We start from the raw sequence: 25,490 nt of genomic DNA on the forward strand, positions 1-25,490 counted from the left end.
ATTATGAAAGTAGGTATTATATTCGGTAGTCAATCCGATTTAGAAGTAATGAAAGGTGCATCAGATTGTTTAAAACAATTTGGCATAGAGTATTCAGCACATATTTTATCAGCACATCGAGCGCCTGAATTATTGGCAGAAATACTGACGAAATTTGAACAAGAAAACTATGGTGTGATTATCGCTGGTGCTGGTTTATCGGCACATTTACCGGGTGTAGTGGCATCAAAAACCACCTTGCCAGTTATCGGCGTGCCAATTAATGCTGGAAAATCGGCTATCGGTAATGGCATAGACGCATTGTATTCCATTGTGCAAATGCCAAAATCTATTCCTGTGGCAAGTGTCGGCATTAATAATTCTTTTAATGCAGGTATGTTAGCAGTACAAATGCTTGCTATCGGTAATGCTGATTTGCAAGCCAAATTAGCCAATTTTAGAACGAATATGAAAGAAGGTTTTAAAGATACTATTAATGTAGCATTGTAATTTTATCCGTAGAGACAGGGCATGCCCTATCTCTACAATAAATTCATCTTAACGAACACGATTAACCAAAAGAGCAAAAAAATGAAAACAGAATTTATTTACGAAGGCAAAGCCAAACAAATTTATGCAACTGATAACACTGAGCAAGTGATTATTTTTTACAAAGATGATGCCACTGCTGGCAATGGTGCAAAAAAAGGAACAATCAAAGATAAAGGTGTACTCAATAACCAAATTACTACAATAATTTTTAAATTACTGGAAGAAAATGGTATCAAAACGCACTTTATTGAAAAGTTAAGTGATAGAGAACAACTGTGCCAAAAAGTACAAATTTTCCCATTAGAAGTGATTGTCCGCAACCTTATTGCTGGTTCAATGGCAAAACGAGTGGGTATTGCCGAAGGTACAAAACCAAATAATACTATTTTTGAAATTTGCTATAAAAATGATGAATATGGCGATCCATTGATTAATGATCACCACGCTGTCGCATTAGGCTTAGCGACTTATGATGAATTGGCAAGTATTTATAATATTACTGCTAAGATTAATGATTTGTTAAAAGCCAAATTTGACAAACTTGGTATTACATTAGTCGATTTTAAAATTGAGTTTGGTAAAAATGCAAAGGGTGATATTTTACTTGCTGATGAAATTACGCCAGATACTTGTCGTTTCTGGGATAAAGAAACAGGTAAAAAATTGGATAAAGACCGTTTCCGTCAAGATTTAGGCGATATTGAAGATGCCTATTTGGAAATATGTAAGCGTTTGGCAAATAATTAAAAAAGGAGTAAAAAATGAATAAAGCACTTATTATTATTGATATTCAAAATGACTATTTTCCGAATGGAAAAATAGAATTATTTGAAAGTGAAAAAGCAAGTATTAATGCGAAAAAAATATTAGATAAATTTAGAGAAAAAAATCAACTTGTTGTTCATATTAAACATTTATCTACACGACCTGATGCTAGTTTCTTTCTACCTGATACTCTGGGAGCAGAAATACATAATTCCGTAAAACCACAACCTAATGAAAAAGTATTTATTAAACATTTTCCCAATAGTTTTAGAGATACAGAGTTATTTGAATATCTAAAAAATAATGATATAGAAAATTTAGTAATTCTAGGAATGATGACGCATATGTGCGTTGATGCAACTGTAAGGGCTGGTAAAGATTTAGGCTTTAAGATTAAAGTAATAGGCGATGCTTGTGCAACGAAAAATTTAGAAATATTCGGAAAAAAAGTCGATGCAGAAAATGTACAAAAATCGTTTTTATCAGCATTAAACTATTTTTATGCAGAAGTAATTAATACTAATGATTTTGATATATAAAGTTAGCAAAAGAGATAACAATGACCACAATCACATACAAACAAGCAGGCGTTGATAAAGAAGAAGGCTATAAAGCCGTTGAACTGATGAAGAAAAAAGTGCAACAAACACATAATTCATCAGTACTAACCAATTTGGGTAGTTTTGGGGCGATGTACGCCTTAGGAAACTATAAAGAACCCATTTTAGTCTCAGGCACCGATGGCGTAGGCACAAAGTTAGAAATTGCTTTAACACAGAAAAAATACGATACGGTCGGTATTGATGCGGTGGCGATGTGTGTTAATGATATTTTATGTCACGGTGCAAAACCACTGTTCTTTTTAGATTATTTGGCGTGTGGCAAATTAGAGGCTGAAGTTGCCGCTGAATTAGTATCAGGCATTTCTGATGGCTGTTTACAAGCTGGAGCAGCTTTAATTGGTGGAGAAACCGCTGAAATGCCAGGATTTTATCAAATTGGTGATTACGATATTGCTGGATTTTGTGTTGGTGTCGTAGAAAAATCACAACTGATTAATGGTGATAAAGTACGTGCTGGTGATAGTATTATTGCCTTACCTTCGAGTGGTTTTCATAGTAATGGTTTTTCTCTGCTACGCAAAATTTTTAGCGATTATAATGAAGTTATTGAAGGCAAAAGTGTAAGTGATTGGCTACTAACTCCAACCAAAATCTATGTGAAGCCGATTTTACAACTATTAGAAAAGTTTGATATTCACGCAATGGCACATATTACTGGCGGTGGTTTGATTGAAAATCTACCTCGTTGTATGAATAAAGACTTATCACCTGTAGTATTCAAAAATAACGTCACTCCGCTATGGCAATCACTACCACTCTTTGCCGAAGTGCAACAACGAGGCAATATCAGTGAAGATGAGATGTTTGGCACTTTTAATATGGGTGTAGGTTTTACCCTTGTGGTTAATCCTAATATGGTTGATGATGTTGTTGATTATTTAGCCAGCATTAGCGAACCTGCTTATGTAATTGGACATATTGAACAAGGGGATAATCAATTGTGTCTAAAATAACATCTAAAGATTCTATCAAAATTGCTGTTTTAGTCTCTGGTGGTGGTAGCAATATGATGCAATTAATTAAACATAAAATTGCAATCGATTGCGTTGTTGCAGATAGAAGTTGTAAAGCTACCACTCTCGCTGAACAATACCATATCACTACTTTTCAAGTAACAAGAGAAAATTGTTCACAGCAAATTTGTGAAATTTTAGCTACACGCAAAATTAATTTAGTGGTACTGGCTGGATTTTTATCTATTTTAGATAAAGACCTCACTGACTGCTATACCGTCATTAATATCCACCCCTCGTTACTACCTAAATATGGTGGACGTGGAATGTATGGAATAAATGTGCATAAAGCCGTATTGGCAAGTGGCGATACAATCAGTGGTTGTACGGTGCATTATGTTGATGCAGGCGTGGACACAGGCGATATTATTGCCCAAAGTGAAGTGGATATTAGCAGTGCAAAAACGGCTGATGAAATTGCAAAATCGGTATTGCAAAAAGAGTGGGAACTGTTGCCGAGAGTGGTTAAAGAATTTTGTACAAAAACTCTACGAAAATCGTGATTGGGAACAAGATACAAAATATTATCATTACAGTAAAAAAATATAGGAGTACAGAATGAGAAAAGTAATAATTTTAGGAAGTTCAAGAAAAAATGGTGGCACACGAAAGGTTATTGATGAGTTAAGAAAATTTTCTGATTATGATGTGATTGATTTATTAGATTACAACATTTCATACTACGACTATGAGCACCATAATCAAAATGATGATTTTCTCAAAATCATTGAAAATATCACTGAAAATTATGATGTTTTTGTCTTTGCAACGCCTGTATATTGGTATGCAATGTCGGCACAAATGAAAGTATTTTTTGACCGCACTAGCGATTTAATCACTATTGCAAAAGATATAGGACGAAAATTGCGCGGCAAAAAAACAGCAGTAATTACTTCATCTATCGGTAACCATTTAGGCGATGATTTTTTCTTACCATTTAATGAAACATTTAGATATTTTGGCACGGAACACATAGCGAATTTACATACTGTTGCAGATGAATTAGATATGAATGCACTGAAAGATTTTGATACTGCACTTAATCAATAAAAGATATTTTAACTTTAACAAAGGAAACAACGATGAAAAAAAGAGCATTACTATCGGTTTTTGATAAAGACGGTATCGTAGAATTAGCCGAGTGTCTTATCAAACATAATGTAGAAATTATTTCTACTGGTGGCACTTATAGGCATTTGCAAGCAAGTGGCGTTCCTGTCCTTGAAGTCAGTCAACTCATTGATTCTGATGAAATGCTAGATGGTCGAGTAAAAACGCTCCACCCATATATTCACGGTGGTATTTTGGCAATACGTGACAATGCAGAACATATGCAAACTTTAAGAGAAAAAAATATCGCCACCATTGATTTTGTCATTGTGAATCTTTATCCATTCTTTGATAAAGTGAAAGAAAATTTACCTTTTGATGATACTATTGAATTTATTGATATTGGTGGTCCAACAATGCTCCGCAGTGCTGCCAAGTCATTTAAAGATGTAGTAGTCATTACTGATAAAAAAGATTATCAAATCGTTATTGATGAACTAAATAACAGTCAAACTATTAGCTATGAAACAAGGAAATTTTTTGCAAAAAAAGTATTTAATCTGACCGCTTGTTATGATGCTGCTATTTCCCAATTCCTACTTGATGATGACTGCCCTGAATTTTTAACGATTTCTTATCAAAAAGAAAGTGAAATGCGTTATGGCGAAAATTCACATCAAAAAGCGGTTTACTATGTTGATAAAATGAATGATGGAGCAATGAAAAACTTTAGCCAGCTAAACGGTAAAGCCTTATCATTTAATAATATTCGAGATATGGATTTAGCGTGGAAAGTCGTCTGTGAATTTAATGAAACTGAAGACATTGCTTGTTGTGCAGTTAAGCACTCAACACCTTGTGGTGTTGCCATTGCTGATAGTGTTGAAACAGCTTATAGCAAAGCCTACGAATGCGACCCCGTATCAATTTTTGGTGGCATTGTTGCCTTTAACAGTGAAGTTGATGAAAGTACGGCAAAAAAATTAAACGATATTTTCCTAGAAATTGTTATTGCTCCTAGCTTTAGCGATGACGCCCTTACTGTTCTTAAACAAAAGAAAAACTTAAGAGTCATCAAATGCAATCAAAAGCCACAAGACAGTAAAGAATATATCAAAGTAGATGGTGGTTTGTTAGTACAAGACGTAAATAATGCCCTACTAGATAATGCTAAAGTGGTCACAAATAAACAACCAAATGATATTGAGAATAAAGACTTATTATTTGCTTTAAAAGTGGTTAAATATGTGAAATCAAATGCAATAGTGATTGCCAAAGATGGACAAACACTTGGAATTGGTGGCGGTGAAGTCAGTCGTATTTGGGCAACAGAAAAAGCCATTGAAAGAGCTAATACCTTTGATAAAACCAATATGGTGCTTGCCTCTGATGCATTTTTCCCATTTAGTGATGTGGTTGAATTAGTATCAGAAAATGCTATTACTGCAATTATTCAACCGGGTGGCTCTATTCGTGATCAAGATTCTATTGATGTCTGCAATAAAAAAGATATTGCGATGGTATTTAGTCAATTAAGACATTTTAAACATTAAGGTAACCTAAATGAAAATATTAATTATAGGAGCAGGTGGTCGTGAACACGCTATCGCTTGGAAGATAGCTCAAAATCCACGAGTAACAAAGATTTACGCAGCAGTGGGTAATGCCTATGATACTTTATTACCTAATTGCGAAAATGTAAACTTAACAACAAGTCAAGAAATCCTTACTTTTGCTAAAGAACAACAAATAGATTTAACAATTGTTGGTAGTGAGGAATTATTAGTAGCAGGTATCGTTGATTTATTTCAGCAAAATAACTTAACTATTTTTGGACCTGATAAAAAAGCAGCTAAATTAGAAGGTTCTAAATCTTTCGCTAAGCAATTTATGCAGAAGTATGGTGTGAAAACAGCAAAATCACAAAGTTTTAATGATCCTAAACTTGCTCTAGATTATATCAAATTTATGCCATATCCCCTTGTAGTTAAAGCCAGTGGTTTAGCAGCAGGTAAGGGCGTGGTTATCTGTCAAACACATACAGAGGCTGAAAAAACCATTGATGATATGATGGTTAAAAAAGTTTTCGCCAATGCTGGTGATACCATTATTATCGAACAATTTCTAGAAGGTGTGGAAATTTCTATTTTATCAGTCACTGATGGTAAAACAATTTTACCTTTTATCTCTGCCAAAGATCACAAAAAAATTGGTGAGGGAGATACAGGTTTAAATACTGGCGGAATGGGGGTTATTGCCCCCAATCCACATTACACCCCAGAAGTAAAACAACAATTCATTACTGATATTCTGCAACCAACATTAAAAGGGTTACAGCAAGAAAAAATGGACTTTGCAGGCGTCATTTTCTTTGGATTAATGGTGTGTGCTGACGGCGTTTATTTACTCGAATACAATATGCGTTTTGGTGATCCTGAAACGCAAGCCGTTTTACCACTTTTAGAAAGTGATCTACTGGAGATTATTCAAAAATCCTTAGATAAACAGTTAGAAAGTATCACTCTACAATGGCATAACGCTAGCACTTGTTGTGTCGTCCTTACTGCAGGGGGCTACCCTACCAAATATAAGAAAGGGGACAAAATTTTAGGCATAGCAGAAAGCATTGAAAAAAAGGATTGTCAAATTTTCTTCGCAGGTGTTCAAGAAAAAGAACACCTCTACTACACAAACGGTGGAAGGGTGCTTAATATCGTAGGAATAGCGAGTAGCCTAGAACAGGCAAAAGAAAAAGCATATCAAAACGTGGCTAACATTACTTTTAGAGAAATGTATTATCGTAATGATATTGGTCAATTACTTTCAGATAAAGGGATATAAAAATGTGTGGTGTTGTTGGTGTTGTTGTTGCTCAAAATTATGTAAATCAAATTATCTTTGATGCCCTTACGGTGTTACAACACCGTGGGCAAGATGCTGCTGGAATAGTTACTGGCGATAATGGTAAATTTTATATGCGAAAAGAGAATGGATTAGTCAGAGAGGTTATTCGTACTCGCCATATGAAAAAATTAACAGGAAATATTGGTATTGGACACGTTCGATACCCAACTGCAGGTACAAATAATGTGGCAGAAGCTCAACCTTTCTACGTTAACGCACCCTACGGTATCGCACTAGCTCATAATGGTAATTTGACAAATACCGCTCAATTAATTGAAGAAATTCATAGTAATGATCTGCGGCACCTTAATACCTATTCTGATTCAGAAATATTATTAAATGTTTTTGCTCATGAGCTACAGATACAAGGAGCAAAAACCCCTACTGCAAAAGATATCTTTCAAGCAATTACTCAAGTTCATCAACGAATTCGTGGTGGATATGCAGTTGTAACACTTATTACTGGCTACGGTATTGTCGCATTTCGAGATCCTTATGGTATACGACCTCTCGTCTATGGAAGCCGCCAAACAGATAAAGGAACGGAGTATATGGTTGCATCCGAAAGTGCAGCTTTAAGTATCTGTGGTTTTAAGTTAGAACGAGATATTAAAGCAGGAGAAGCTATTTTTATTAGTACACAAGGAGAATGTTTTACTCAAATTTGTGTAGACCATCCACAAACTACTCCTTGCTTATTTGAATATATTTATTTATCCCGTCCTGACTCTATTTTGGACGGTGTCTCGGTTTATCATTCTCGTATGGCACAAGGTATCAAATTAGCTCAAAAATTACAGCGCGAATGGTCACATCACGATATTGATGTCATTATTCCTATACCAGAAACAAGTGGAACAGCCGCCATTGAAATGGCTCGGTATTTAAACTTACCTTGTCGATTTGGTTTTGTAAAAAACCATTATATTGGACGTACTTTTATTATGCCTAACCAAGCACAACGACAACAATCTGTGCGACGTAAACTCAATCCTATTCGTAGTGAATTTGAGGGGAAAAATGTCTTACTAGTAGATGATTCTATTGTACGTGGAACAACATCAAAGCAAATTATCAAAATGGCTCGAGAGATGGGAGCAAAAAAGGTTTATTTTGCTTCAGCTGCACCAGCAGTTCGTTATCCTAATGTCTATGGCATTGATATGCCCTTAGCCACAGAATTGATTGGTTATAACAGAGATGATGAGGCTATTGGTAAGCAAATAGGTGCTGATGGAATTATATTTCAAGATTTAACTGATCTAAAAACATTAATTATGGAACTCAATCCTAAACTAACACAATTTGAAACAAGTATATTTGATGGTCATTATATAACTAATGAAAAAGATAACCCTAATCTACAAGAAATTCTAAAGGAGTGAAACTTATAACTCAAGGTAAGGGCAATCCTTACCTATTGATTTTATAAAATCAATAACTAAATGTTATTAAAAATCAGCGAGCATAAAAGTAGTAAATTTTTAACTGGATCTACCCGCTATACTTATGCCTAATAATGTTTTGTGAGGATTTTTATTAGAGGCGGATTCAAGTTTGAAGTGCAACGCACCCAAATCTAGATTTTACCTCAAGAGGTGTTTGATAGCCTAATACTTTTCTTGGTCTATTGTTTAAATTATCTTCAATAGCTTTAATCTCATCATCAGTTACTTTATCTAAAGTGGCTGATTTTGGTAAAAATTGCCGAATAAGCCCATTCGTATTTTCATTTGTTCCACGCTCCCAAGAGTGATATGGTTTTGCAAAATAAATCGTTGTCTTTAATGACTTTGCAATCTCTTCGTGTTGTGCAAACTCTTTACCATTATCAAAGGTAATACTTAATGGATTTTCACCTAAAAGCATTTCAATACAAGCTTCTTTAACTCGTTCAGCCTTACGGTTAGGTAAACATTTTATTTTAGTTTCTCGACTTACCCTATCAACCAAGGTAACTAGCACTCCACGATGATGTTTACCTACAACGGTATCACCTTCATAATCCCCTAAGCGTTCTCTATTATCAACAGAAGCAGGACGTTCTGTAATATCAATTCTATTTGCTATTTGACCACGTCTATCTTGATTAGCGTAACCTCGTTTTCTGTAGGTTTTCTGACAACGTAGGTGCTGATACAGCTTTCCTCCTGCTTGTTTATCCGCATAAATATATTGATAGATTCTTTCGTGACTAGGCACATTAGTCCACCCAAGAAAACGTAGTCTCCCTGTAATTTGTTCAGGAGAGTATTTCCTTGATAATAACTCCTCTATATATGCCCAGCCAAAATCACTAATTGTTTGAGCATTATTTGCTTTTCTAGAGACAGCGAGGTTATTTGCTTGTTTAGGGCGGTAACCTCGTTGTCCAGTATTACGTTTTAGTTCACGGTATATCGTTGCTTTGTGAACGCCAATGATTCGAGAAATTTCACTTTTTGAGATTCCTGTTTTCATTAGAGCAGAAATTTGATATCTTTGTTCTTGTGTAAGATGTTTGTAGTGTTTCATAACGTTTTGATATGTGGTAGTTGAAAATCGAAGTGCAACACTGCACATCTTACATTTCAATTACTATTTTTCAAACGTTGCACTTCTTTTTTGAATCTAAGAGATTTTAAATACTATCTTGCCCTGCAATAAAGTCACTCATCTAAATTATGGATAGTTATTCTTGATAGAATAGCTTGATGAATTTATCTTTTAGTACCAAGAATATAGGTATAAAGGACAAAAAAGAGAAATTTTCCTCAAAACTGTAGAATATAAAAAAACCCTTACTCAAGCGAATAAGGGTTTTTAGCGGTTACTTTATTTAACCTTTTTGCAATTATGCAAAATATTTTGCTAAATCGTCAAATCCGCCAATGTGTTTTCCGCCAATAAATACTTGTGGTGCTGTTGCACGACCAGTAATTGCACGAACAGAAGTCATTGTTGCATCACGACCTAAAACGATTTCTTCATAAGCAATGCCTTTTTCTTCTAATAGCATTTTCGCTTTTGTACAGAATGGGCAACCTGGTTTTGTAATAATTGATGCAGATTGTTTTGGTTGCCAATCAGGTTTTAAGTATTTGATCATTGTATCAGCATCAGATACTTTGAATGGGTCGCCTGGTTCTTGTGGTTCGATGAACATTTTTTCAATTACGCCATCTTTCACAAGCATAGAATAACGCCAAGAACGATCGCCAAACCCTAAGTCGTCTTTGCTTACTAACATACCCATACCTTTGGTAAATTCACCGCTACCGTCTGGGATTACTTTGATATTTTTTGCATCTTGATCAGCTTTCCACGCATTCATTACAAAAGTATCATTTACTGATAAACAGTAGATATCATCAACACCTAATGCTTCAAATTCGCTCGCTAATTCGTTATAACGAGGTAAGTGAGTTGAAGAACACGTTGGTGTGAATGCACCTGGTAATGAAAATACGATGACAGTTTTACCTGCAAAAATATCGTTCGTTGTTACATCAACCCAGTTGTCTTCTTGACGTGTGTGGAAGGTAACTTGTGGTACTTTTTGACCTGAAATATCTTGTAAAGACATAATTTTCTCCTAAATTTATTGAGGTGTTTCATTAAAAACTGTTGACTATTTTACACTGATTTATGTCATAATGTCGCCTATTATATCAATAGGTTTTTATAGAGGGTTTCTATGAATATTCGTGATCTTGAATATTTAATTGCACTTTCAGAGTTTAAACATTTCCGTAAAGCGGCGGATTCTTGTAATGTTAGCCAACCCACTCTCAGTGGTCAAATCAGAAAATTAGAAAATGAATTAGGTACAATATTACTTGAAAGAACAAGCCGTAAAGTGTTATTTACTCAAGCAGGATTAATCCTTGTTGATCAAGCTAAAGCGATATTAAGAGAAGTGAAAGTATTTAAAGATATGGCAAGCAATCAAGGCAAAGAGATGTCTGGTCCTTTGCATATTGGAATTATTCCAACTCTAGCCCCTTATTTATCACCGATAATTTTACCTCATTTAGCAAAATTATTTCCCCAATTAGAACTCTATATTTATGAACTTCAAACAGCTGAACTTGTACAACAATTAGAGACTGGACAACTAGACTGTGGCTTATTAGCCTTTTGTCGAGAAACTGAATCTTTTATTGAAGTGCCTATTTTTAAAGAAACAATCCAACTCGCCGTTTCAACTCAGCACAAATGGGGAAATTTAACTGAAATTGCTTTATCTGATCTTGCTGAAAAAGAAATGTTATTACTTGATGATGGACATTGTTTAAGGGATAAAGCATTAAGTTATTGTTTATCTGTTGGAGGAAAAGAAGATAAACATTTTAAAGCAAGAAGTTTAGAAACATTAAAAAATATGGTGGCAACCAATATGGGAATTACATTAGTTCCAGAGTTAGCTATGCAACAAAAATTAGATAAACAAATACATTATATTCCCTTTAAAGAACCTGAACCTTTTAGAGATATTGGTTTAATTTACCGACCGGGTTCACCCTTAAGAGTAAGATATGAACGATTAGCAACAGAAATTAGAAAAATGATGGTGAAGCGTTAATATAAACCAAAACAAGCGGTAAGATTATTTTTATTTTTTACAAATTATTTTTGAAGATTTTAAATTAAATAAACAAGATATTATTCATAGTATAGGGGTTATTATTTATGCCGTTGTATTAGGGATAATGGTCGCCTTTATTGCAGCGGCTTATGAAAAAAGTTTCCATCTTCTCGCAACCTATTGGCGAGAGACGAACCATTTATTAACTTTTGTTCCCCAATGGTTACTTTTTGCTCTTGGTCCTTTAATTGCGTGTCCTATACTGTACTATCTTCTACAAAAAATACCTGAACACCGCCAACATAGTCCAACAGATTTAATCTCTGGTATTCACACTAAAAATGGCAAAATAAATGCAAAATCTTCACTACTTTCCGCATTTGCATCCATATTTTCTATTGGTTTTGGATTTTCTGTCGGCTATTATTCACCAACAGTCCAACTTGGAAGTGGGGCGGGTATATTATTTCATCGCTTAAAATGGATTCGTCCTGTTCATCGTTATATTAGTATTGGTTGTGGGGCAGCGGCTGCAATTGCAGCAATTTTTCACTCACCACTCGGTGCGGTCATTTTTGTTCACGAAGTTTTACTACGTTTTTTTTCCATTCGTGCTTTTGCTCCTATTACCATTTCTGCGGTAACCAGCTACGTTATCAGTAGTAAGTTATTTGATAAAGCCATCTTCTTTAACTTACCGGCTCACTATTCTTTCGATGTCACGACTTATTTTATTGCTGCATTCGGCGGAATAGTTGCCGCCTTTATTGGTATTATGCAAATTCGCCATATTATGTGGGTACAACGTTTTAACGCAAAAATAAAACTCGCAATGTTTCATCAACTACTTATTGCGGCTATTTTAACGTCATTCATTATTGTTACTGTACCAGAGGCTGCTGGAAGTAGCTTAGATGCAATGAATAATTTAATGACGGGGCATAGTTATACCCTGATGGCACTATTCTTTATTTTTATGGCAAAAGGTGCTGCAACCGTTCTCACTTTCGGCTTTGGCATCCCTGGAGGAATATTTGGACCGACCATTTTTACTGGTGCGGCACTGGGAGGACTTATTGCTGGTGTTATCCAATTATTATTTCCTCTACTCTCTTTTTCACCAGAAATTATTATCATTACTACTATGGCTGCAATGATCTCTGCAGTTATTGGTGCACCTATTTCAATGATTTTAATTACTATTGAAATTACAGGAGATTTCCAAATTGTCAGTGTCGTAATGCTCGCTGTAGTAATGGCAAATATTACGGCTTACCGTTTTATGGGCACCTCCTCTTTCTTTGACTTACAACTGAAAGCTCGAGGACTGGATTTAGAACACGGACGAGATCGACTATATACAGAAACCCACAGTATCAATAGTTTAATATCACAAGATTATCTGGTACTGAATGGCTCAATAAGTCTGGATAGTGCAGAACGTCAAATGCTCGATAATCATAAAAATATTGCTTTTGTGGTGGATGAACATAATTATCTCCTTGGTCGAATACGATTAGTTGACATTGAACTCTATAAAAATACGAAAAAAGAAGAAGATATCATTATTGAAGATATCGCTCAAAAATCCATTGCATTTGTTTATCGTGCCTCTTCTATTTGGCGAGCAATGGAAGTGATGCCTAAAATAAATGTTAATTTTATCCCCGTATTAGATGGTGAAAATAATCCAAAGTTAATCGGCGTTATTTATAACAACGACTTGATTTCTCATTACCTGAGTTTTTTAAATCAGCTACGTAATGAAGAAAATGTGGTTTAACTGTTAAAACGACAATAGTCTTATTTGTATGTATAAGAATACAGCTATTTCAATTTTATAAAATTTATAAGATAATAGCCTAAGTTAAAAATATTGAGGACACTATGAGCAAAAGCAAAGTAAATTCTCGCATTCAACAACTCAATTTCTTACTAAAAAAAATGGATAAAATTCATCTGCGTGATGCTGCAGAAATTTTAAACGTTTCAGAAATGACGATCCGACGAGATCTCAGTAACAATACAAACTCCGTTACTTTACTCGGTGGATATATTGTTAAATCGCCTCAAACCAATAGCCAAAATAATTATATTATTCTAGAGCAAGAAACTAAACATATTGCAGAAAAAATGTATGTGGGAAAACTTGCGGCATCGCAACTTGTTGAGAATGATGTGGTTTTTTTTGATGGTGGATCAACTATTCCCTTTATTGCATCACAAATTCCCCGCTCATTAAAATTTACAGCCGTTTGTTGTTCTATTAATACCTTTTTGGTTTTACAAGAATACCCTTATTGTGAACTTATTCTTTGTGGTGGAAGTTATTCACGTCAAAACAGTTACTTCAATTCAATCAGTTTATCCAATGAATTAGATAATATTTGTACAACGAAGGCATTTATTTCAGCTGCAGGAGTAAGTAATAGCAAAGGTGTTACTTGCTTCGATTTTAATGAAGTACAAACAAAACTTAAAGCAATGGCAAAAACAGAGCAGAGTGTTCTTGTTTTTGATCATTCTAAAATTAATAAAGTACAGCAGGCTTATATTTGTCCTACTGATCGCTTTGACCAAATTATCACAGATCAACCATTGCCTTATGAATTTAATAGCAGTGATCTGAATATTATTACCTAAAAAATGGGGAATTAATCCAATAAATATTCCTTATTTTCTGAACTAGATCATTAAATTTGTAGAAAAAAATAAAAAAATACTAAAATTTTGATATAGTTAGACAGTTTTTTATTAATTATTATTAGGAGAAAAAAATGGCACGTCGTCCACTTGTAATGGGTAACTGGAAATTAAATGGTAGCAAAGCATTCACAAAACAGTTAGTTGAAGGCTTAAAAGCAGAATTAAAAGATGTGAAAGGCTGTGATGTCGCAATTGCACCACCAGTAATGTATTTAGCTGAAGCTGAAGCGGCATTAACTGGTCAATCTGTGATTGCATTAGGTTCACAAAATGTGGATTTAAAACAATCTGGTGCATTCACTGGTGATATTTCAACAGAAATGTTAAAAGATTTTGGGGCAAAATATATTATCATTGGTCACTCAGAACGTCGTCAATATCATAAAGAAAGTGATAAATTTGTAGCCCAAAAATTTGGTGTATTGAAAAATGCTGGTCTAGTCCCTGTTTTATGTATCGGTGAAACTGAACAAGAAAATGAGCAAGGCAAAACTCAAGAAGTTTGCCAGCGTCAAATCGATGCAATTTTAAATACTTTAGGTGTAGAAGCATTTAACGGTGCAATTATTGCGTACGAACCAATTTGGGCAATCGGAACAGGTAAATCAGCGACTCCTGAGCAAGCTCAAGCCATTCATAAATCAATCCGTGATCATATCGCTGCAAAATCTCAAGCAGTTGCAGATCAAGTGATTATTCAATACGGTGGTTCTGTAAATGATGCAAATGCAGCAGACTTATTTACTCAACCAGATATTGATGGTGCATTAGTGGGTGGCGCTTCACTTAAAGCAGAGGCTTTTGCAGTAATTGTTAAAGCAGCAGAAAAAGAAAAAGCTTAATTTTATCTCATAGAAAATCACCTCCTCTGTCTTTACAGAGGAGTGCTAAAAAAATATTTTTAAGGTAACAATATATAAAATCGTATCTTTTCATAATGATTTCCAAATTAAGAATGGATATAATGATAAATCCATAAATTACCTATATTTATGTGTCACCCACCCTACTATTAAAAAATGAGCGAAATTAGCAGTTAGTTATGAAAAATATTGCAGAAAAAATTCACAAAGAATGGCACGAATTTGCAAAAACAAGACAAACTCTGAAATTAATAGAACTATATGCAAACGATGCAATTCTTGAAAGCCCACTTGTTCCAATAATTATGAATAAGACCAATGGAATATTAAAAGGAAAGGATGAAATACTTGAATTTTTAATTGAAGGAGCAAAAAGAAGACCAAATGAATTAGTGAAATGGTATAGAACAGATAATTATTTAATAAAGAATAATATTTTAATTTGGGAATACCCAAGGCAAACTCCGAACAATCAACAAGTTGATATCATAGAATTAATAGAGATTAAAAATGAAAAAATACAACACCATAGAATATATTGGGGATGGTTCGGAACTCAAATGTTGATTAACTCAAAAAAGTAATATAATTACAGTAACATTGTATAAATAAAATACCAGAATATATACCTGATTAAAACTTTATATTTTGGTAACAAAATTGGTACTTAATTCAACTTTTCAGTTTTTTAAACTGTCACTTCGTTTGTACCCTTTCTTGTTATGCGGTAGCAGAAAAAATAGAATTATTAGCATTAACTTTTTTGTTATTACTGAACTTTTACCACTTGATATTTAGATTTAATAAGAATACTTTCGCAACTTCTACTATTTCACAAGCGGTACGATTATTACAAAAATTTGCAAATTTTTTTGATAATCGTACCGCTTGATTTTTCTAAAGTTGCAGATAATTTCACAAAATTTATAATTTGTAGTTTACTATTAACACTTTAATTGCTATTTTTTTACAATGTTTTTACAAAATAAATAGGAATGGTGTGTTATGTCTTTTTCTCTTTCTAAAAAATATAGTCAATTACGTCGTGATATCACTTCATATTATCGCATTGATGAAAAAAAAGCGGTTGATCAGTTATATGAAACCTTAACTTTTACTCCCGAGCAAGAAAATGCCATTCAAAAAAATGCCGTAAATTTAATTAATAAAGTGCGTAATATTAAGAAGAATAGCTATGGCATTGATGCTTTAATGCAAGAGTTTTCATTGGGTGATGACGAGGGAATAGCATTAATGTGTTTAGCGGAAGCATTATTACGTATTCCAGATGAAGAAACACAAGATGAATTAATTCACGATAAATTAAAAGAGGGCAATTGGCAAAGTCATATTGGGCGATCTTCTTCTATCTTTATTAACGCAGCTAGCTACGGTTTGTTACTGGGTAAAAAATTAAGCGGTAGTTTTGATGAAGAAACCCTTTCTAATGCGTTAACACGTAGTTTTGCTCGTTTATCTGCACCCGCTATGCGATTGGCTATGCTACAAGCAATGCGTATTTTAGGTGCTCAGTTTGTCACAGGAACAGATATTAACAATGCCCTTCATCGAGTACAAAAACGTGTTGAGAAAGGATTTTGTTTCTCTTTTGATATGCTAGGAGAAGCGGCAATGACTGCTTCTGATGCCGAACATTATTTCCAAGATTATATTAATGCCATCGAAGCCGTTGGTAGAGATTCTGCAGATAAAGATATTTTTCAATCAAATGGCGTTTCAGTAAAACTTTCCGCCATTCATCCACGTTATTTTCGTTCGCAATATGATCGTGTTATGGACGAACTTTACCCAAAACTAAAACAATTAATGTTGTTAGGTAAAAAATACAATATTGGTATTAATATTGACGCCGAGGAAGCAAGCCGCTTAGAACTTTCTTTAGATCTAGTTGAAAAATTATTAGATGAACCAGAATTAAAAGGCTATAAAGGAATTGGCTTTGTTATTCAGGCCTATTCAAAACGCTGTCCTAAAGTGATTGATTATTTAATTGAATTAGCCCGTGAAAAACAAAGTTATTTAATGATCCGTTTGGTAAAAGGAGCCTATTGGGACAGTGAAATTAAATGGGCACAAACAGAAGGATTAGAAGGCTTCCCTGTTTATACTCGAAAAAATCATACCGATATTTCTTACCTTGCTTGTGCTAAAAAATTATTAACGGCTCAAGATGTGATTTATCCGCAATTTGCAACACACAACGTACAAAGCCTCTGTACTATTTATGAATTGGGTAAAGATAAAAATTATGAATTCCAATGCTTACACGGAATGGGTGAGAATTTATATGATAATGTGGTTGGAAAAGAGAATCTTGACCGTTTAGTTCGTGTTTATGCCCCTGTTGGCACACACGAAACCCTGCTCGCCTATTTAGTGCGTCGTTTATTAGAAAATGGGGCTAATTCCTCTTTTGTACATCAACTGGTCGATGAAACCATTCCTGCAGAACAGTTGGTGACACCACCTTGGAAACTTTATGAAACATCTCAAGGTGAGCGAAACAAAGCGGTGAAATTACCCTTAGAATTATTTAGTGATCGTAAAAATTCACAAGGTTTTGATTTAACCAATGAGTTTACCCTTGAACAATTAGAGCAAGGTTTTGAAAAAGCACAAATTGAAGCGGTCACATCCTTAGTAAATTTTGCAAATAATACGATTCACCACCAAAGTCATTCTGTTTTTAACCCTGCGGATCTGTCTAGTAAAGTAGGTGAGGTTTCATTTTTAAAAGTAGACGCAGTAGAACAAGTTTTTGAAAGTGCAACGATGACCGAGTGGAATAATTTTGATGCTACGTCAAAAGCAGATATTTTACGTAAAACAGCTGATCTTTATGAAAAAAATGCAGCATTACTAATGAAAATAGCTATTTTAGAGGCAGGTAAAACCTTACCAAATGCTATTGCAGAATTACGAGAGGCTGTGGATTTCTTACGTTATTATGCGGTTCAGTTAGAAAAATTGGCTCAATTGGGTAAACTTGCGGATCCGAGAGGTAAGATTTTATGTATCTCTCCTTGGAACTTCCCATTAGCGATTTTCACAGGGCAAATTGCCGCAAGTTTGGCAGCAGGGAATGTGGTGATAGCAAAACCTGCTGAGCAAACTTCATTAATTGCCGCAGCGGCAGTTGAATTATTTTACCAAGCAGGCTTACCTCGTAGTGCATTACAATTAGTATTAGGAGCGGGTGATATTGGTGCAGCATTAGTCAAACAACCTTTTGATGGAGTGGTATTCACTGGTTCAACGGAAGTGGCAAAACTGATCAATGAACAATTAGCACAAGCAGATAATGATCCTGTTTTTATTGCAGAAACAGGTGGACAAAATGTGTTAGTGGTTGATTCTTCTGCTCTGGCAGAACAAGTGATTGCAGATGTCTTAAACTCTGCTTTTGATTCAGCAGGACAACGTTGCTCTGCATTACGTATTTTATTATTACAAGAAGATGTTGCCGATAAAATTTACTCAATGCTATGTGAGGCAATGAAAGAGTTAAAAATAGGAAACCCAACACAACTTGCCACTGATGTTGGTCCTGTTATTGACAAGGAAGCACTACAAAATTTAGACAATCACAAAATGAAAATGCGTCAAATAGCACAGCGTTATGTAGAACTTAAATCCCCTAAAGAAGGGCATTTTGTCGCACCTGCTGTTTATATATTAGATAACTTGGCACAGTTAGAACGAGAAGTCTTTGGGCCTATTTTACATATCGTTACCTATAAAAAAGAGAACCTCGCTAATGTGTTAGCTGAAGTCAATGCAAAAGGATATGCACTGACAGGAGGTTGTCATAGCCGCATCTACAAACAAATGGATTTTGTTGAAAAACATCTAAATTGCGGTAATTTTTATATTAATAGAAATATTGTTGGTGCAGTTGTGGGGGTTCAGCCTTTTGGTGGACATAGCCAGTCAGGAACAGGACCAAAAGCAGGAGGGGAATTCTACCTACAACGCTTAACCAAAACAACCCAATATTATAGTCAGTTTGGCGATGAAATGGCTTTAGCTAATGCTAAACCACTGTTGGAGAGCATTACAGGTGAAGATAATTCATTAGCCTATTTACCTTGTGAAGTGGCTATTTTTGATGGTTCATTAGAACAAGCAAAACCAGCCGCAGAAAAATTATTAGCTGCAGGTTTTAGTGTGTTAGTTGAGCATCAACATCCATTAGTTAAATTAAACCTTGATAATGTTCGAGTAGCAAAAACCTTAGGGCATTGTCAAAAAGGGGTTTATTTAGAAAATATAACGAAAGAGCAACGCCTTTGGGTAGCCCAAAATAGCCCCGCTATTTTTAAATGTTATGATTGGAGAGAAACTCAAGATTTAATGCCTCTTTATGATGAGTTTTCTCGTAGTGAAAATACCACCGCAGCAGGCGGAAATGCGTCTTTAATGGCAGCACAAGAACAATAAAAAAAGGAAACTTATTATGCAAATTTATATTACTTTTGGACTTTATCTCGTTATTATTTTAGGTATAGGTATCTATGCCTATCGTTCCACTGATAATTTTGATGATTATATTTTGGGTGGGCGAAAAATGGGTAGTTTTGTGACCGCAATGTCAGCAGGGGCTTCGGATATGTCTGGTTGGCTATTGATGGGGTTACCGGGTGCTATTTTTGTTTCAGGGCTTTCAGAGGCGTGGATAGCGGTAGGTTTAACCATTGGTGCATACTTAAATTATCGTGTAGTTGCAGGTCGGTTACGTATTTTTACAGCAAGTTACCAGAATGCATTAACTTTACCTGAATTTTTTGCACAACGTTTTCCTCAACAAGAGAAAGCGTTAAAAATAATTTCTTCTTCAATTATTTTATTTTTCTTTACTATATACTGTGCATCAGGCGTTGTTGCAGGCGCGAAATTATTCCAAAGCTTTTTAGGATTAGATTATAGCACCGCACTTTGGTTGGGAGCATTAGCAACGATCACTTATACCTTTATTGGCGGTTATTTGGCTGTTTCGTGGAGTGATACCATTCAAGCAACATTAATGTTTTTTGCATTATTACTTGCTCCAGTAATGGTTTTAATTAATTTGAGTTGGGAAGAAATTAATACTGCACTAACAGTAAAATCCGCAGTAACGCATATTCCTTATTCTAATTGGTTACATAATGTCTCTGGTATTGGTGTTATTTCTGCATTGGCTTGGGGATTAGGCTATTTTGGGCAACCTCATATTCTCGCACGTTTTATGGCAGCAGATTCACTGAAATCATTAAAGAGAGCTCGCCATATTGGTATTAGCTGGATGTTTTTATGTCTAGGTGGTGCAGTTGCGGTGGGCTACTTTGGCTTAGCTTATTTCTCTGCAAATAATATTGAATTAGAAAATTCAGAAACTGTTTTTATTGAATTATCCAAATTAATGTTTAACCCTTGGATCGTTGGTATCGTTCTTTCTGCCATTTTGGCTGCGGTGATGAGTACCCTGTCTGCACAATTACTAATGTGTTCAGCGGCAATTACTGAAGATTTTTATAAAGGATTTATCCGTAAAGCAGCATCAAGCAAGGAATTAGTTTGGGTTGGACGACTAATGGTATTGGCAATTGCAGTTGTAGCCATTGCCATTGCACAAGATCCATCATCGAAAGTAATGGGGCTTGTTTCTTATGCTTGGGCAGGGTTTGGTGCAGCGTTTGGACCAGTAATCATCTTATCTCTATTTAACCGTAATATTAGTTCAACAGCCGCTCTTTGGGGAATGTTATCGGGAGCGATAATGGTTGTGACCTGGAAGCCACTAATACAATATTTAGGTTGGATCGATCTTGCTAATCTTTATGAAATTATACCAGGGTTCTTAATGTGCTCTTTTATCACACTAACCTCGTCAATATTTAGCACAGTTAATCCACAAGTTGCAGAACAATTTGATAAAGCATTAGTTAAGTTTAATAAGAGCAATTAAATAAATGATAAGATTTAAGCGGTGACATTATACTGAAAATTTGCAAAAAGTTCTTTCAATGTAACCGCTTAATTAGTCAATAAATTACTTACTTAAACATTGTTCAAAGGCTGTCGCAAGTGATCTTAAATATTCTAGATATGCTGTCTTACCTTGTTTAATATTTCCACCTAATGGATCTAATCTTCCAACACCTACTTGCACTCCTTTACTTAAACGTTCAACCACTTTAGGGGTGAATTGTGGTTCAGTAAATAAGCAGGTTGCTTGATGAGTTTTGATATTTGCTTTAATTTTCTCTAATGTTTTTGCTCCAGGAGCAACAGTTGGATTCATTGTAAATGCTCCTAAGGATTTCAACCCATAAGCATCTTCAAAATAACCATAAGCAGCATGGAAAGTGTAATAACCTTTATCTTTTACAGGTAAAAGTTGTTTAGCTATTTCTATATTCACCTTAGCCAATCCAAGTTTAAATTCTGTAAGATTTGCTTCGATTTTTGTTTTCTTAGCAGGTAATTTTTCACTTAATCGTTTTGCGATTTGCTCAGCAATAATGCTGCTCATCTTTGGAGAAACCCAGATATGCCAATCGCTATTATGGTGATGGTGATGGTGATGAGCATGATGTTCGTGTTCATCATTATCATTATGATGTTCATGTTTGTCGTGATGCTTATGTTCATCATTATCATCGTGATGTTCGTGTTCACTATGATGCTCATGTTCATCATTATGATGGTGGTGTTTATGAGCATTATGATGCTTTTCATCAAGTTTAATTCTAACCCTTTTATCAGTATGTTCTACTATTTCTTTAATTTCAGGTATGCTTTCTAGAGTTAATACATATGATTGAGGTAGTTTCTCGATACTTTTTTCTAAAAAAGTTTCCATTTCATCACCAATCCATACAACTAGACTTGCAGATTTCAATTTCTGCACATCTGAAGGTTTTAAACTGTAATCGTGAGGGGAAGCACTAGTAGGTAACAAAACATCCGTCTCAGTTACACCATCGGTAATGGCATTTGCAATAAAACCTAAAGGTTTAATAGTTGTAAGTACATTTGCGTGCGTCACCGTAGCCATCCCTAAAATAGCTAGGCTTAAAGTAGTTTTTTTTAACATTTTTATCTCCTTTGTTATAAAAGTTGTGCGATATTAACAAAACAAAAATAAAAAGCAATAATTTTTTTATGGTTATTATTTTTTTGTAATTTCGTTATACTGCAATCAATATTCAAGATAAAGGTTAAAAGTGGTATGAATTATAAAAATCTGCGTGAATTTTTGGATTTACTTGAGCAAAAAGGACTGCTAAAACGAATCTCTCAAGAAATTGATCCTAATTTAGAAATGACAGAAATCGCTGATCGAACTTTACGTGTTGGTGGTCCTGCTCTGCTTTTTGAAAATCCTAAAGGCTATACTATGCCTGTTTTATGTAATTTATTTGGAACGCCTGAGCGTGTTGCTTTAGGAATGGGACAAAATGATGTTAAAGCATTACGTGAACTAGGTAAATTATTAGCATTTTTAAAAGAACCTGAACCGCCTAAGGGTTTAAAAGGGTTAATGGGACAACTTCCTCAGTGGAAACAAGTGTTAAATATGCCAAGTAAAACTGTCACAAAAGCACCTTGCCAACAAATAATTTTAACTGGGGATGAGGTGGATTTGTATCAATTACCAATTATGAAATGTTGGCCTGATGATGTGGCACCTTTAGTGACTTGGGGACTGACAATTACGCAAGGTCCTTACAAAAAACGCTTAAATTTAGGAATTTATCGCCAACAGTTATTAGCAAAAAATAAATTAATTATGCGTTGGCTTTCTCATCGAGGAGGAGCATTAGATTTTCAAGAATGGCAACAACAACACCCTAATGAACCTTTTCCTGTTTCTGTCGTGTTAGGTGCAGACCCTGCCACTATTTTAGCGGCGGTAACACCTATCCCTGACACACTTTCAGAATATGCTTTTGCTGGATTATTACGTGGTAATAAAACGGAAGTCACTAAATCTATTTCTAATGATTTAGAAATTCCTGCCAGTGCTGAGATTGTATTAGAAGGTTATATTGATCCAAATGAAACTGCATTAGAAGGTCCTTATGGTGATCATACGGGTTACTATAATGAGCAAAATCATTTTCCTGTATTTACTATTACCCATATCACAATGCGAAAAGATGCTATTTATCATTCTACTTACACGGGTCGTCCACCTGATGAACCTGCGGTATTAGGTGAAGCCTTGAATGAAGTTTTTATCCCTATTTTACAAAAACAGTTCCCCGAAATTGTGGATTTTTATTTACCTCCAGAGGGATGTTCTTATCGTTTGGCTGTCGTTACTATAAAAAAACAGTATGCAGGACACGCCAAACGTATAATGATGGGGGTTTGGTCTTTCTTACGTCAATTTATGTATACCAAATATGTAATTGTGTGTGATGATGATATCAATGCAAGAGATTGGAAAGATGTGATTTGGGCAATTACTACTCGTTGTGATCCAGCCCGTGATACCACAATGATTGAACATACTCCAATTGATTATTTAGATTTTGCTTCGCCAGTAGCGGGACTTGGTTCCAAAATGGGCATTGATGCTACCAATAAATGGCAAGGCGAAACGAATAGAGAGTGGGGAACACCGATTGTTAAAGATCCAAAGATAGTAAAAAAAATAGATGATATTTGGAGCGAATTAGGAATTGACTAAAATAATTTCTAATCAAAATTATATTTGTACCCAGGGCAAGATCGCACTTTTCTTAAAAAGATGATCTAATAGCACTTATTATTCAATAACAAATAGGTGTAAAAATGAATATATTATCAGCTTTTAAAGATTTGGAAGACCCTCGCAAAGATATAAACAAAAAACATGACTTCTTAGATGTTATTTTTCTTGTCGTAAGTGCGGTAATATCAGGTGCAGAAGGATGGAGTGAAATTCATCAGTTTGGTAAATTGAATATAAAATGGTTACGAAAATACCGAGATTTTGAAAATGGTATTCCTGTTGATGATACGATTGCTCGTATTGTAAGACGGATAAATCCTGAGAAATTAAATTATATTTTTATTAATTTTATCAATGAGATACGAAAATCACAAGGCAAAGAGTGTATTGCAATAGATGGTAAAACATTAAAAAACAGTTCACATTTAGAGCCTCATAATGCGCTACATAGTATTACGGCTTGGAGCTGTTCAAGAGGATTAATTTTAGCTCAAAATAAGTCCAAAGGTAAGAAAAATGAGAATGAAAGCATTCTAGAAATGATAGATATTTTAAAGCTAAATCAAGCCGTCATTACGGTAGATGCGATGAATACGCAAAAGAAAATAGCGAATAAAATCATAGAAAAGAAGAGCGATTATGTGATGCCATTGAAAAATAATCATAAGAAATTTAGAAATGAAATAGAAAGTTATTTTCATAAAGTAGTGCGAGAAAAATCAATAAAAATAGATAAATTTCAAGAAGTTAACTGTGAAAGAAGTCGAATAGATCAACGGTATTATTCAAAATTACCAATAAGTGATTGGCTTTTGGAATCTCAAGGTTGGACAGGAATTAAAAGCCTTATTCAAGTTCATAGGATAAGAGAAGACAATGGCAAGAAAAGTGAAGAAAAAGTATTTTATATCAGTAGCTTAGATGTTCCTTGCGAAGACTTTGCGAAATATATTAGGGGTCATTGGGAAGTTGAAAATAAAGCGCATTGGGTACTTGATGTTGTTTTTAAAGAAGATGATAGTACGATTTATTTGGGGGATGGCGTTGAAAATATGGCAATAATTAGGCGTTTAGGGCTTAATTTAGCACGACTACATCCAACTAAAAATAGTATAAAAAGCAAGCTGAAATCAGCTGGCTGGTCTGATGAAATGAGGTCTGAGCTTATTTTTGGTGTGTGTGATTAATTTATAGACAAAGTACGCGGTTGCCCTGATATTTGTACCAATTTAAAAGATTTGTTGTTGAATCGCATAGGTAGAGGTGTATAATCTACAAGTTGCATAACAATAGGCTAGTAACAGTTAATTTTATTAATTTGATGGGATATTAAATGTCAGCGGTAATCAATCAGGCAAAACAAACCTATTTAAAAGCAATAAGAATCACACTGTATATTTTAATAGTAAGTTCAATAAGTATTAGTGTCGTTAAATTTAACTCACTTTCTTCTTACATTTTGGGAACTGTTGCGGGTTTTATACCCCATTGTTTGTTTACTTATTGGGTCTTTTTTAGAAAGTCATCCCAAGAAAAGCAACAAATCACTGTCTTTTATACAGGTGAAGCGATAAAATGGTTGGTTACTATTGTTCTACTTATTTTGATTTTTAAATTTTATTTAAAAATAGATGTAATTGTGTTTTTTTTAGGGTATTTTTTAATACTTATATGTAATAGTTTAGTTCCTTTTGTAATAAAAAAAGAAGGAATTAAAATAAAAAAGAATTAACATTTCTTTTA

The 25,490-nt window shown here is 34.6% G+C and carries 22 protein-coding genes; 19 read left to right on the top strand and 3 right to left on the bottom strand.

Annotated elements, in window-relative coordinates; all coding sequences use genetic code 11:
- Positions 1–3 precede the first annotated feature (3 nt).
- From purE to purF, 9 genes are all read left to right on the top strand, one after another.
- Complete coding sequence (gene purE / locus KGI96_RS08905) at positions 4–489, top strand: 5-(carboxyamino)imidazole ribonucleotide mutase (RefSeq protein WP_211597170.1); 486 nt, start codon at positions 4–6, stop codon at positions 487–489.
- Positions 490–570: 81 nt separating this feature from the next.
- Complete coding sequence (purC, locus tag KGI96_RS08910) at positions 571–1,278, top strand: phosphoribosylaminoimidazolesuccinocarboxamide synthase (protein ID WP_211597169.1); 708 nt, start codon at positions 571–573, stop codon at positions 1,276–1,278.
- Positions 1,279–1,292: 14 nt separating this feature from the next.
- Positions 1,293–1,835 (top strand): cysteine hydrolase family protein, encoded by a 543-nt coding sequence (locus tag KGI96_RS08915; protein WP_211597168.1) that lies wholly within the window; start codon positions 1,293–1,295, stop codon positions 1,833–1,835.
- Positions 1,836–1,849: 14 nt separating this feature from the next.
- Entirely contained in the window at positions 1,850–2,872 is a 1,023-nt protein-coding gene (purM, locus tag KGI96_RS08920) for a phosphoribosylformylglycinamidine cyclo-ligase (protein ID WP_211597298.1), read from the top strand.
- Entirely contained in the window at positions 2,860–3,435 is a 576-nt protein-coding gene (purN, locus tag KGI96_RS08925; protein ID WP_211597167.1) for a phosphoribosylglycinamide formyltransferase, read from the top strand. The genes purM and purN overlap by 13 nt, the downstream gene beginning before the upstream one ends.
- Positions 3,436–3,490: 55 nt before the next feature.
- A complete protein-coding gene (locus KGI96_RS08930; protein WP_211597166.1) occupies positions 3,491–3,982 on the top strand; it encodes a flavodoxin family protein in 492 nt (163 codons plus the stop codon).
- Positions 3,983–4,014: 32 nt separating this feature from the next.
- Complete coding sequence (gene purH / locus KGI96_RS08935) at positions 4,015–5,535, top strand: bifunctional phosphoribosylaminoimidazolecarboxamide formyltransferase/IMP cyclohydrolase (RefSeq protein ID WP_211597165.1); 1,521 nt, start codon at positions 4,015–4,017, stop codon at positions 5,533–5,535.
- Positions 5,536–5,545: 10 nt separating this feature from the next.
- The gene (gene purD, locus KGI96_RS08940) at positions 5,546–6,823 is read left to right on the top strand and encodes a phosphoribosylamine--glycine ligase (protein ID WP_211597164.1); all 1,278 of its coding nucleotides are present in this window, start codon (positions 5,546–5,548) and stop codon (positions 6,821–6,823) included.
- Between the two features lie 2 nt (positions 6,824–6,825).
- Positions 6,826–8,271, top strand: coding sequence for an amidophosphoribosyltransferase (gene purF / locus KGI96_RS08945; protein ID WP_211597163.1), 1,446 nt, complete (start codon positions 6,826–6,828; stop codon positions 8,269–8,271).
- 166 nt (positions 8,272–8,437) lie between these two features.
- On the opposite strand, the gene KGI96_RS08950 is transcribed toward purF, so the two are convergent.
- Both KGI96_RS08950 and KGI96_RS08955 read right to left on the bottom strand, forming a co-directional pair.
- Entirely contained in the window at positions 8,438–9,400 is a 963-nt protein-coding gene (locus KGI96_RS08950) for an IS30 family transposase (protein WP_213156442.1), read from the bottom strand.
- Between the two features lie 319 nt (positions 9,401–9,719).
- Positions 9,720–10,451 carry a glutathione peroxidase gene (locus KGI96_RS08955; RefSeq protein WP_211599384.1) on the bottom strand — a complete coding sequence of 244 codons (732 nt, stop codon included), beginning with the start codon at positions 10,449–10,451 and terminating at the stop codon, positions 9,720–9,722.
- Positions 10,452–10,562: 111 nt separating this feature from the next.
- Here KGI96_RS08955 and oxyR point away from each other — a divergent pair, with 111 nt between their 5' ends.
- The 7 genes from oxyR (at position 10,563) to putP (ending at position 20,990) form a co-directional block, all read left to right on the top strand.
- On the top strand, positions 10,563–11,450 hold the full coding sequence (gene oxyR / locus KGI96_RS08960) for a DNA-binding transcriptional regulator OxyR (protein ID WP_211599383.1): 888 nt from the start codon (positions 10,563–10,565) through the stop codon (positions 11,448–11,450).
- A gap of 127 nt (positions 11,451–11,577) precedes the next feature.
- Positions 11,578–13,236 (top strand): chloride channel protein, encoded by a 1,659-nt coding sequence (locus tag KGI96_RS08965; RefSeq protein WP_211599382.1) that lies wholly within the window; start codon positions 11,578–11,580, stop codon positions 13,234–13,236.
- Positions 13,237–13,340: 104 nt separating this feature from the next.
- The gene (gene deoR / locus KGI96_RS08970; RefSeq protein ID WP_211599381.1) at positions 13,341–14,096 is read left to right on the top strand and encodes a DNA-binding transcriptional repressor DeoR; all 756 of its coding nucleotides are present in this window, start codon (positions 13,341–13,343) and stop codon (positions 14,094–14,096) included.
- 134 nt (positions 14,097–14,230) lie between these two features.
- Positions 14,231–15,001, top strand: coding sequence for a triose-phosphate isomerase (gene tpiA / locus KGI96_RS08975; RefSeq protein WP_211599380.1), 771 nt, complete (start codon positions 14,231–14,233; stop codon positions 14,999–15,001).
- A 200-nt stretch (positions 15,002–15,201) separates the two neighbouring features.
- Positions 15,202–15,606, top strand: coding sequence for a nuclear transport factor 2-like protein (locus tag KGI96_RS08980; protein WP_211599379.1), 405 nt, complete (start codon positions 15,202–15,204; stop codon positions 15,604–15,606).
- A gap of 421 nt (positions 15,607–16,027) precedes the next feature.
- Positions 16,028–19,483 carry a bifunctional proline dehydrogenase/L-glutamate gamma-semialdehyde dehydrogenase PutA gene (gene putA / locus KGI96_RS08985; protein ID WP_211599378.1) on the top strand — a complete coding sequence of 1,152 codons (3,456 nt, stop codon included), beginning with the start codon at positions 16,028–16,030 and terminating at the stop codon, positions 19,481–19,483.
- A 16-nt stretch (positions 19,484–19,499) separates the two neighbouring features.
- Positions 19,500–20,990 (top strand): sodium/proline symporter PutP, encoded by a 1,491-nt coding sequence (gene putP, locus KGI96_RS08990; protein ID WP_211599377.1) that lies wholly within the window; start codon positions 19,500–19,502, stop codon positions 20,988–20,990.
- A gap of 84 nt (positions 20,991–21,074) precedes the next feature.
- Here the strand turns inward: putP and znuA are convergent, their stop codons facing one another.
- Positions 21,075–22,121, bottom strand: a complete 1,047-nt coding sequence (gene znuA / locus KGI96_RS08995) for a zinc ABC transporter substrate-binding protein ZnuA (RefSeq protein ID WP_211599376.1) — start codon at positions 22,119–22,121, stop codon at positions 21,075–21,077.
- A 135-nt stretch (positions 22,122–22,256) separates the two neighbouring features.
- Between znuA and ubiD the strand changes: the two genes are divergently transcribed.
- The 3 genes from ubiD to KGI96_RS09010 all read left to right on the top strand — a co-directional run bounded on the left by ubiD (position 22,257) and on the right by KGI96_RS09010 (position 25,479).
- Positions 22,257–23,723 (top strand): 4-hydroxy-3-polyprenylbenzoate decarboxylase, encoded by a 1,467-nt coding sequence (gene ubiD, locus KGI96_RS09000; RefSeq protein ID WP_211599375.1) that lies wholly within the window; start codon positions 22,257–22,259, stop codon positions 23,721–23,723.
- A gap of 104 nt (positions 23,724–23,827) precedes the next feature.
- Positions 23,828–24,934 carry an ISAs1 family transposase gene (locus tag KGI96_RS09005; RefSeq protein WP_213156443.1) on the top strand — a complete coding sequence of 369 codons (1,107 nt, stop codon included), beginning with the start codon at positions 23,828–23,830 and terminating at the stop codon, positions 24,932–24,934.
- A gap of 146 nt (positions 24,935–25,080) precedes the next feature.
- Positions 25,081–25,479, top strand: a complete 399-nt coding sequence (locus tag KGI96_RS09010) for an ATP synthase subunit I (RefSeq protein WP_213156445.1) — start codon at positions 25,081–25,083, stop codon at positions 25,477–25,479.
- Positions 25,480–25,490: the final 11 nt, after the last annotated feature.

Origin of the sequence: Phocoenobacter atlanticus subsp. cyclopteri (assembly GCF_018343795.1) — a bacterium.
Classification (GTDB): Bacteria; Pseudomonadota; Gammaproteobacteria; order Enterobacterales; family Pasteurellaceae; genus Phocoenobacter; species Phocoenobacter atlanticus.

What these genes read in the sequence shown, in the direction of transcription:
- purE (WP_211597170.1), top strand. Translation starts at nt 4, where the DNA reads ATGAAAGTAGGTATTATATTCGGTAGTCAATCCGATTTAGAAGTAATG.
- purC (WP_211597169.1), top strand. Translation starts at nt 571, where the DNA reads ATGAAAACAGAATTTATTTACGAAGGCAAAGCCAAACAAATTTATGCA.
- KGI96_RS08915 (WP_211597168.1), top strand. Translation starts at nt 1,293, where the DNA reads ATGAATAAAGCACTTATTATTATTGATATTCAAAATGACTATTTTCCG.
- KGI96_RS08930 (WP_211597166.1), top strand. Translation starts at nt 3,491, where the DNA reads ATGAGAAAAGTAATAATTTTAGGAAGTTCAAGAAAAAATGGTGGCACA.
- purH (WP_211597165.1), top strand. Translation starts at nt 4,015, where the DNA reads ATGAAAAAAAGAGCATTACTATCGGTTTTTGATAAAGACGGTATCGTA.
- purD (WP_211597164.1), top strand. Translation starts at nt 5,546, where the DNA reads ATGAAAATATTAATTATAGGAGCAGGTGGTCGTGAACACGCTATCGCT.
- purF (WP_211597163.1), top strand. Translation starts at nt 6,826, where the DNA reads ATGTGTGGTGTTGTTGGTGTTGTTGTTGCTCAAAATTATGTAAATCAA.
- KGI96_RS08950 (WP_213156442.1), bottom strand. Translation starts at nt 9,400, where the DNA reads ATGAAACACTACAAACATCTTACACAAGAACAAAGATATCAAATTTCT.
- KGI96_RS08955 (WP_211599384.1), bottom strand. Translation starts at nt 10,451, where the DNA reads ATGTCTTTACAAGATATTTCAGGTCAAAAAGTACCACAAGTTACCTTC.
- oxyR (WP_211599383.1), top strand. Translation starts at nt 10,563, where the DNA reads ATGAATATTCGTGATCTTGAATATTTAATTGCACTTTCAGAGTTTAAA.
- KGI96_RS08965 (WP_211599382.1), top strand. Translation starts at nt 11,578, where the DNA reads ATGGTCGCCTTTATTGCAGCGGCTTATGAAAAAAGTTTCCATCTTCTC.
- deoR (WP_211599381.1), top strand. Translation starts at nt 13,341, where the DNA reads ATGAGCAAAAGCAAAGTAAATTCTCGCATTCAACAACTCAATTTCTTA.
- tpiA (WP_211599380.1), top strand. Translation starts at nt 14,231, where the DNA reads ATGGCACGTCGTCCACTTGTAATGGGTAACTGGAAATTAAATGGTAGC.
- KGI96_RS08980 (WP_211599379.1), top strand. Translation starts at nt 15,202, where the DNA reads ATGAAAAATATTGCAGAAAAAATTCACAAAGAATGGCACGAATTTGCA.
- putA (WP_211599378.1), top strand. Translation starts at nt 16,028, where the DNA reads ATGTCTTTTTCTCTTTCTAAAAAATATAGTCAATTACGTCGTGATATC.
- putP (WP_211599377.1), top strand. Translation starts at nt 19,500, where the DNA reads ATGCAAATTTATATTACTTTTGGACTTTATCTCGTTATTATTTTAGGT.
- znuA (WP_211599376.1), bottom strand. Translation starts at nt 22,121, where the DNA reads ATGTTAAAAAAAACTACTTTAAGCCTAGCTATTTTAGGGATGGCTACG.
- ubiD (WP_211599375.1), top strand. Translation starts at nt 22,257, where the DNA reads ATGAATTATAAAAATCTGCGTGAATTTTTGGATTTACTTGAGCAAAAA.
- KGI96_RS09005 (WP_213156443.1), top strand. Translation starts at nt 23,828, where the DNA reads ATGAATATATTATCAGCTTTTAAAGATTTGGAAGACCCTCGCAAAGAT.
- KGI96_RS09010 (WP_213156445.1), top strand. Translation starts at nt 25,081, where the DNA reads ATGTCAGCGGTAATCAATCAGGCAAAACAAACCTATTTAAAAGCAATA.